We start from the raw sequence: 1,455 nt of genomic DNA, 5'->3' as shown, positions 1-1,455 counted from the left end.
CGGGTCGTTAGCTCAGTTGGTAGAGCAGTTGGCTTTTAACCAATTGGTCGTAGGTTCGAATCCTACACGACCCACCAGATTGCGATTGGACGCCCTCGTAGCCCTGCTGCGGGGGCGTTTTGCTATGTCGGGCCGCCGGAAACCTGGCGGTCGCGAGATTGTCCAAGGCAGTACGAGGTAACGCCGGGCTGGGCAGCGCGCAAGGCGCGCAGTACCATACCCGTAGGTGCGTCGAGATCGAAGCGATCGATCGTCGGCGCTTCGAGTCACGCAGGGGGAGCCCCTGCCTGTCACAGTGGTAGACACGATGACAATCATGACTTCCCGCGCCCTGGTGCAAGAGCACCTGGCCCGCGCCTACTGCCCGACGCGGATCCCCGCCGAGGACGAGGCGCGCATCGACGAGATCAAGCGCCTGCTCGAAGACCGCAACGCGGTACTCGTCGCTCACTACTACACCGACGATGCGATCCAGCAACTGGCCGAGGAGACCGGCGGCTGCGTGGCGGATTCGCTGGAAATGGCCCGCTTCGGCGCGCGTCACGAGGCGTCGACGCTGGTCGTCGCCGGGGTGCGCTTCATGGGCGAGACGGCGAAGATCCTGTCGCCCGAGAAGCGCGTGTTGATGCCCACTCTGGAGGCCACCTGCTCGCTGGATATCGGCTGCCCGGCGGATGAGTTCGCGGCGTTCTGCGATCAGCACCCCGACCGCACGGTGGTGGTCTACGCCAACACCTCGGCGGCGGTCAAGGCGCGCGCCGACTGGGTGGTGACCTCGTCGATCGCCGTCGACGTGATCGAGCATCTGCAAGCCAGGGGCGAAAAGATCCTGTGGGCCCCCGACAAGCACCTGGGCGGCTATATCCAGCAGAAGACCGGCGCCGACATGCTGCTGTGGGACGGCACCTGTATCGTCCACGACGAGTTCAAGGCCAAGGGCATCAACGACCTCAAGGCGCTCTACCCCGACGCCGCGGTACTGGTGCATCCGGAGTCGCCGTCGCCGGTGGTCGAGATCGCCGACGTGGTGGGCTCCACCTCGCAGTTGATCAACGCCGCCCGCGAATTGCCCAACGAACGGCTGATCGTCGCCACCGACCGTGGCATCTTCTTCAAGATGCAGCAGGCGGTACCCGGCAAGACGCTGTTCGAGGCGCCCACCGCCGGCAACGGCGCGACCTGCAAGAGTTGCGCGCACTGCCCGTGGATGGCGATGAACGCGCTGGATAACCTGGCCGGCGCGCTGCGCGACTACAGCGGTGAGGTGTTCGTCGACGACGCGCTGCGTCTGCAGGCGCTCAAGCCGCTGGAGCGGATGCTCAACTTTCAGCGTTAGAGCGACGAGCCACGGGCGGCGGGCTACGAGCTAGGCTTCTGTCGAAGCCCGAAGCCCGAAGCCCGAAGCCCGAAGCCCGAAGCCCGAAGCCCGAAGCCCGAAGCCCGAAGCCCGAAGCC

The 1,455-nt window shown here is 65.8% G+C and carries 1 protein-coding gene and 1 tRNA gene; both read left to right on the top strand.

Going from position 1 to position 1,455, the window contains the following annotated elements; translation table 11 throughout:
• The first annotated feature begins 1 nt into the window (after nucleotide 1).
• Nucleotides 2-77, top strand: a tRNA-Lys gene (locus tag R6258_RS18725).
• A gap of 230 nt (nucleotides 78-307) precedes the next feature.
• Nucleotides 308-1,336: a quinolinate synthase NadA gene (gene nadA / locus R6258_RS18720; RefSeq protein WP_318453456.1), complete on the top strand. Its 1,029-nt coding sequence runs from the start codon at nucleotides 308-310 to the stop codon at nucleotides 1,334-1,336.
• Nucleotides 1,337-1,455: the final 119 nt, after the last annotated feature.

This window comes from Halomonas sp. HP20-15 (assembly GCF_033446685.1).
In the GTDB taxonomy this organism is placed as follows: Bacteria; Pseudomonadota; Gammaproteobacteria; order Pseudomonadales; family Halomonadaceae; genus Modicisalibacter.
Note: the sequence above shows the minus strand (reverse complement) of the source record. Positions and strands in the feature narration are given on the sequence as shown.